Genomic DNA, 7,361 nt, shown 5'->3' on the forward strand with positions numbered 1-7,361 from the left:
CCGATCGCCGCGGCCCGACGGCCCGCCGCTCACTCCCTCAGCGTGCCCCGGCGCCGGCCGCGACGGGGGCCTCCTGCGGGGCTGCGGAGCCCGCCGCCACGGCGCCGGTCGCCGGCGGGGAGGCGGGGGCGTCCAGGTCCGCGGCGGACTTCTCGGGATCGGGCCGGCGGCCGCGGGCCCATTCGTCCAACCGCTGGAACAGCACGTAAAACACCGGCACGAAGAACACCGCCAGCACCGTGGCGGCGAGCATCCCGCCGAACACCGCCGTGCCCAGCGCCTGCCGGCCCGCGGCGCCGGCGCCCTCGGCCAGCACCAGCGGCACCACGCCCAGGATAAAGGCGAAGCTGGTCATCACGATCGGCCGGAACCGCATCTGGGCGGCCTTCACCGCGGCGCCGAGGATCGTTTCCCCCTCCGCCCGCAGGTCCCGGGCGAACTCCACCACGAGGATCGCGTTCTTCGACGCCAAGGCGATAATGAGCAGGATCCCCACCTGGGTGAAGATGTTCACGTCCTGCCCCCGCACCGCCACGGCGGCGACCGCCCCCAGCAGCCCCAGCGGGACCACCAGCACGACCGCGATCGGCAGGATCCAACTTTCGTACTGGGCCGCGAGCACTAAATACACCAGCAGCACGGCGAAGCCGAACACGAAGAAGGCCTCGTTGCCGACGCGTTTCTCCTGGAAGGACATCCCCGTCCACTCGTAGCCCATGCTGGCCGGGAGGGTGCCCTCGGCGATCTGCTCCATCAATTCCAAGGCGTCGCCCGTGCTGGCGCCCGGCGCCGCGGAGCCGCTGACGGAGGCCGTCGGGTAGAGGTTATATCGTTTGACGACCTGCGGCCCGAAGCTGCGGCGAACGGTCGCCAGGGTGCCCAGCGGGACCATCTCGCCGTCGGCGTTCCGCACCTCCAGGCGTTCGATATCCTTCGGGTCGGCCCGGTCGGCGGCTTCGGCTTGCACGCGGACCTGATAAACCCGGCCGAATTTTTCGAAGTCGTTCACGTAGGCGGAGCCGAGGTAGGCCTGCAACGTGCCGAACACGTCCGCCAGCGGGACGCCCAGCGTTTTGGCCTTTACGCGGTCCACGTCCACGGAGAGCTGCGGCACGCCGGGGCGGAACGCGGTGTTCACCCCGGCAAGATTCGCCTGCGAGTTGGCGGCGGCGACGACCTCCTGGGCCACCTGTCCGAGCTCCGCCAGGCCGACGTTCCCGCGGTCCTCCAATTGGAGTTCAAAACCGCCCCGGAACCCGATGCCCTGAATCGCCGGCGGGGGGAAGGCGAAGATCGTCGCCTCGCGGATCCCGGCGAGCCGGCCGGCGACGCTGCCGAGGATCACGTCCTGCGTGAGCCCCTTCTCGTAGCGTTCCTCCCAGGGTTCGAAGGTGAAGAAGATCGTGCCGGAGTTCGGGGCGCTGCTGCCCTCGACCAGCGACAGGCCGCCGATCGTGATCCAGTCCGCCACGCCGGGGGTGTCGGCAAGGATTTCGTCGACCTGGCTCAGCACCGCCGCGGTCCGCTCCTGGGAGGCGGCGTCCGGCAGTTGCACGCTGGCCAGCGCGTAGCCCTGATCCTCCGTCGGGAAGAAGCCGGTCGGCTGCTGGAGATACAGCCACGCCGTCCCGGCCACCAGCAGCGCGAAGACCCCCGAGGTGAGCCAGAGGTGCCGCACCAGGCGTTTCGTGATCACGACGTAAACCCGCTCGAACCAGCCGTAGACGGCGTCGAACCAGCGCCAGAGGAACAGCTTTTTGCGGTTCGGGTCCAGCGGGCGCAGCCACAGGGCGCTCTGGGTGGGCTTCAGCGTGACGGCGTTAATGGCGCTCAGCAGCGCCGTCGCGGCGATCGTCAGGGCGAACTGTTGATAAAGCTGCCCGGTAATCCCGCCCAGCAGCGACGCGGGAATAAAGACCGCCAACAGCACCAGCGTGATGCCGATAATCGGCCCGGTCACCTCGCTCATCGCCCGGATCGTCGCCTCCTTGGGGGACTCGCCGCGTTCGATGTGGTGCACGACGTTCTCCACCACGACGATCGCGTCGTCGATCACGATGCCGATGGCGAGAATTAATCCGAACAGCGTCAGCGTGTTGATGGTGAAGCCCAGCGCGTACATCGCCGCGAACGCGCCGACGATCGTTACCGGGACCGTCGTCGCCGGGATCAGCACGGCCCGCCAGTCCTGCAGAAAGGCCATGATGACGATCAGCACGAGCACGCCGGCCTCGAACAACGTCATATAGACCTCGTGGATCGAGGCGTCGACGAACAGCGTGGTGTCCAGCGGCACGTCGTAGGAGATGCCCTCCGGGAACTTCTCGGACAGTTCGTCCATCACCGCTTTGACGTCCTCGGCGACCTGCAGCGCGTTCGCCCCGGGCAACTGATAGATGCCCACGTTGGCGTTCTGCCGGCCCTGTTTCTCGGTGAACTGGTCGTAGGACTGACTGCCCAGTTCGACCCGGGCGACGTCCTTGAGGTAGACCAGTCGGCCCTCCTCGGCGGTTTTGAGGATGACGTTTTCGAACTGCTCGGCTTCGCTCAGCCGGCCCATCGCCGTGACGGTGTATTGGAAGGACTCCCCGGAGGGCGCCGGCGGCTGGCCGATCTGGCCGGCGGCGACCTGCACGTTCTGCTCGCTGAGGGCGGCGATCACGTCCTGGGCGGTCATGTCCCGCGCCTTGAGCTTCTGCGGATCCAGCCAGACCCGCATGCTGTAGTTCGCGGTGCCGAACACCGTGACCTCGCCCACGCCCTTCACCCGGCTCAGTTCGTCCCGCAGCCGCAGGTTGGCGTAGTTCGCCAGGAACAGCGAGTCGTACTCCGGGTCCTCGCTGATTAAAGAAAGCACCAGCAGAATGCTGCTGGACTGCTTTTTGACCGTCACGCCCTGCCGGCGGACCTCCTCCGGCAGGCCCGGCTCCGCGATGGCGACGCGGTTTTGCACGAGCACCTGGGCCTGGTCGAGGTCGGTGCCGATCTCGAACGTGACCGTCAGCGTATAAGACCCGTCGCCGGAGCTGGTGGAGGACATATAGAGCATGTCCTGCACCCCGTTGACCTGCTGTTCGATCGGGGAGGCGACCGTGCTGGCGAGCGTGGCGGCGTTGGCGCCGGGATAGACCGCCTGCACCCGGATCGTGGGCGGGGTGATCTGGGGGTACTGCTCGATCGGCAGGACCCACAGCGCCACCGCCCCGACCAACGTCATGACCACCGCGGTCACGTTGGAGAGGACGGGGTGTTCGATAAAAAACTTGGCGAACATGACGCGTGATGAAAGAAGATGCGGCGCCGGCCTCGTCGGCCCGCCGGGGGGCGTGCGTGCAGGGGGCCGGGCTCAGCCGTCCGCAGAGCCGGCGGCGACGGGGGCCGCGTCGGGATCGGCGGCGGTCGCGTCGGCCTCGACGGAGTTCGCCTCGAACGCCGCGTCGTCCCCGACCTCCGCGGCGGGCGCCGGCCGGACGACCTCGGCCGGCGCGTCGTCGGCGGGCGGTTCGTCCGCCGGTTGTTCCTCGGCCGGTTGTTGCTCGGCCGGCTGGTCGTCGGCGACCTGGAAGGCGCCGGTGGCGGCCTCCGGGTTGGGGGTCATCTCGCCGGGTTCGGGGGCGACCTCGGCGCCCGGGCGGGCCCGTTGCAGGCCGTTCACCACCACGCGGTCGCTGGGGTTCAGGCCGCTTTCGATCACCCGCAGGCCGGCGTCGGCGGGGCCGACGGTCACGGGGCGGTATTGCACCGTGTTCTTGTCGTCGACGACCAGCAGGTAGTCGCCGCGCTGGTCGGCGGAGATCGCCCGCTCCTCGACCAACAACCGGGGCCGCGGCTCGCCCACCGCCGCCCGGATGCGAACGAACAGGCCGGGGATGAGCCGTTGTTCGTCGTTGTCGAACTCCGCCCGTCGCACCGTGGTGCCGGTGGAGGGGTCGACGCCGAACTCCCGGAAATCGAGCGTGCCCACGAAGGCGAAATCGCCGCTCTCGCCCAGCGCCGCCTCGATCGTCGGCGGGTCGGCGTCGCTGATCTTCAGCGTGCCCTGGCGGTTCATCTCCAGGAAACGCAGCAGGTCGGCTTCGCTGAGGGTGAAGTAGACGTGGATCGGGTCCACCGCTTCGACCCGGGCCAGCAGGGTTTGCTCCGGCTGGACGAGGTTGCCGACGTCCACCTGCCGCCGGCCGATCCGGCCGTCGATGGGAGCTTTGATGTCGGTGTACTCAAGGTTCAACTCGGCGGTCGCCACGTCGGCCCGGGCCGCCTGGACGTTCGCCTCCGCGGTGCTGACGGCGGCTTCGGCGGCGGCCTCGGCGGCGTCGGCGGCGGCGACCTCGGCGGCGGCCTCCTGCCGAGTCGCGGCGGCGGTTTCCAGGTCCGCCTCCGTATTCGCCCCGCGTTCCCGCAGTTGGCGGGCCCGGCGGAACTGCCGGTCCGCCAGCGCCAGCGCCGCGGTCGTCACCGCTTTGCGGGCGCTCGCCTCCGGGACGGCGGCCTTGGCCTCGGCGACGGCGGCCTCGGCGGACTTCAACTTGGCCGTCGCCTGGGCCAGGGCGGCTTCGAAGGGCCGTTTGTCGAGGGTGAACAGCTTCTCGCCCCGCTCGACGATCGCCCCGTCCTTGAAGTGGATCTCCTCCAGATAGCCGCCCACCCGGGCCCGCAGGTGGACCGACGCCGCCGCCCGGGTGTTGCCGGTGGTACTGAAATATTCAGTGACGTCCCGCTCCAGCGGCGTCGCCACCGTGACGGCTGGGGGCGGGGGCGGGACGAACTCGTTCTCGCGTCCGCAGCCGATCGCGGTCACGCAGAGCAGCGGCCACACGACCGACCGCAGGCCGGAACCGCGAACGGGGGGCGGGACCGGGGCGGTCGTCGGACGAGACATGGACTCCGGGGCGGCGGGACGCGGAAAACGACGGAGCGGACGGCTCACTCCAGCACTGTAGGGGGCCCCCCCCGTTCGGCGAGCGCCCCCGATTCCTGTCCCCGTCGCGGCTCCCGCTACCGGGCGTGCTCTTTCCAGCGGAGAATGCGGAGACCGCCGCCGGGCTCCAGATATTCGTAGGCCCCCAGTTCGCAGCGGCCGAAGCTGGGCCGGGCGGCGCCGGTCAGGTCGGCGGCGACCGGGGCGCTCAGCGTCCGGCCGGCGTTGATCGCCGGGGAGCCGGCGGCCAACCGCAGATCGCCGGCCGCCCGGTCGCGGAACCGCGGGTCGGTCAGCAGGTCGTTCGGCCCGGGGACGACGCCCCCGGCGGGCGTGGGGGCGTGCAGCAGAACGTGGTCGAGCGTCAGCGTTCCCGCCTCCCGGCGAACGCCGTGCGACCCGCCGACGAACACGCTGTTGACGGCCGTCGCCGTCCCCCCGGCGACGTGCAGGCCGGCGTCGGCGGCGTCGACCGTCACATGCCGCAGCGTCGTGGCGCACGCCGCCCCGGTGCGGACGCCGCACGGCACGCCCAGGGCGAGGAAGTTCGTCACGGAGGCCCGGAACGGCCCGTCCGGGTCCGGTCCGGCGCCGCCGTCGTGGACGCGCAGCCCGTCGGCGGGGCCGAACGCCGCCGCACAGCGGTCCACGGTCGCCTCGGCGCAGCGGGCCAGGGAGAACCCGGGCAGGACCTCCGCCGTGCCGAACCCCTCCACGGTGCAGTCTTCCAGGGCCGCGTCCGTTTCGGACAGGTCGAACCCGGCGCCGCCGACGGACGCGGCCGTGCAGCCTTGGAACGCGGCGAACCCGGAGAGGGTTCGGAACCCGTCCCCCTGACAGCCCGCGGCGACGCAGTCGGTGCAGATCGCCGTCACGCCGCCGGCGATCGACAGCCCGTCCCCCGCCGCGTCCAGCGTCGTGCAGCGGAGCAACGCCGCGGTTCCCCCGAACGCCGGGTCCGCGGCGAGGTGGAAGCCGTCGCCGCCGGCGGCCTCCACCGTGCAATCCGTCAGGGCGGCGTCGAACGGCGCCCCCGGCGCCCCGACCAGCAGCAGGGCGTCGGCGGTCCGCGAGGCGAACGTGCAGCCCGTCAACATCGCCGGGCCGGCAGTGTGCAGGGCGAGGGCCTCGTCCCGGCTGATCAGGCGGCAATTCGACAGGGCGACGGGGTGCGTCCCCGCGGCGACCGCGACGGCCCGGCGATTCGTTTCGTTCGTCCAGTCAGCGATCGTCGCCGCCCCGTCGGCGACGGACAGCGCCGTGCCGCAGCGCTCCACCGACAGGTTCATCGCCCCGGAAACCGTCGCGTCCCGCCCCCGCACGTCCACGCCGTACGCGCAGCCGGAGATTGCCAGGTCCGTGTGCAGCGCCGGGTCGAGCGGGCAACGATCAAGGTACAGCCCGATTCCCGTCGTCCCGACGGCGTACCCGTCGGAGTCCACCGCCGCCGTTCGGGCGACCGTGAGGCGGCGGAGTTCGAGTTCGCCCACCCCCGCCGCGGCGTCGGCCCCGCGGCGATAGCCCAAGCCGGTCCCGCAGTCGAGCGCCGTGAAGTCGAACGCCGCGACCGGCCGGGGCGCCGTCTGGCCGGGGGCGCGTTCGAGATACAGCCCGTAGTTCGCACAGCCGTTCGCCGTGCAGTCTTCCAGCGTGGCGTCGAGGGGGGAGAGGACCTCGAAGCCGACGGCGGCGTCGTTCACGGTCGCCCGGCGCCAGCGGGCGCGGCCGCCGACGGCGATCAGCCCACGGCCGCCCGCCGCGGCGCCCGGGCCGACGACCGTCACCCCCGCGGCCCCGCCGTCGACGGTCCAGTCGGCGCCGTCGCCGATCACGCCGACGTGATTGCCCGCGAACGTGAGGCCGTCCGTCGCCGTCCAGTTCCACGACCCGCCCCGCAGGTCCAGCGCCGCCCCGCCGCAGTTCCGGAAGGCGGAGGTGCGCAGGTCCGGATCGCTCGCGTCCCGCACCCGCAGCCCGACCTGGCCCCGTTCGAAGTCGCAGCCGCTCACGGCGACGGCCGCGGCGTGCAGGTCCGCCCCGGCGCCCTGATCGGCGGGGCTGCCGTTGTCGAGGAACCGGCCGTCCCGCAGCGCCACGGCGCCGCCGTTCTCCACGAGCAGCCCCGTCTCCGCGTTCGCCAGCGTCGCGTTGCGAAGGATGACCGACTCGACGTGGTCGGTCTTCACGTGGATCCCGTTGTCGGTCCAGTCGGCGCCGTCCACCGTCAGGGTTTGGGCGAGCTCGGGGTCGCCGTCCCAGGCGAGGCCGATCGCATTGCCGGAGGCCAGCGTCCTGTCGGCGGCGTCCAGCGTGAAGGCGGGCGCCGTCGACGCCACGCGGAGGGCGGCGTTCGTGTGGCCCGTGATCGTCACCCCGTCCAGCGTGAGGTCCGCCCAACCGTGGGAGAGTCCCACCACGCCGTCGCGAATTGCGGTCTCCCGCA

General features: G+C 71.5%; 3 protein-coding genes. All 3 read right to left on the reverse strand.

All coding sequences use genetic code 11. The features are described 5' to 3' along the window. Positions 1-37: 37 nt before the first annotated feature. Positions 38-3,274, reverse strand: a complete 3,237-nt coding sequence (locus ACG2DA_RS06445) for an efflux RND transporter permease subunit (RefSeq protein WP_395254665.1) — start codon at positions 3,272-3,274, stop codon at positions 38-40. 72 nt (positions 3,275-3,346) lie between these two features. After that, positions 3,347-4,879 (reverse strand): efflux RND transporter periplasmic adaptor subunit, encoded by a 1,533-nt coding sequence (locus ACG2DA_RS06450; RefSeq protein ID WP_395254667.1) that lies wholly within the window; start codon positions 4,877-4,879, stop codon positions 3,347-3,349. Positions 4,880-4,995: 116 nt separating this feature from the next. Continuing rightward, the coding region (locus ACG2DA_RS06455) for a right-handed parallel beta-helix repeat-containing protein (RefSeq protein ID WP_395254668.1) at positions 4,996-7,361 on the reverse strand (2,366 nt) is incomplete at its 5' end.

The organism is Alienimonas sp. DA493, from assembly GCF_043951915.1.
Classification (GTDB): domain Bacteria; phylum Planctomycetota; class Planctomycetia; order Planctomycetales; family Planctomycetaceae; genus Alienimonas.

What these genes read in the sequence shown, in the direction of transcription:
- ACG2DA_RS06445 (WP_395254665.1), bottom strand. Translation starts at nt 3,274, where the DNA reads ATGTTCGCCAAGTTTTTTATCGAACACCCCGTCCTCTCCAACGTGACC.
- ACG2DA_RS06450 (WP_395254667.1), bottom strand. Translation starts at nt 4,879, where the DNA reads ATGTCTCGTCCGACGACCGCCCCGGTCCCGCCCCCCGTTCGCGGTTCC.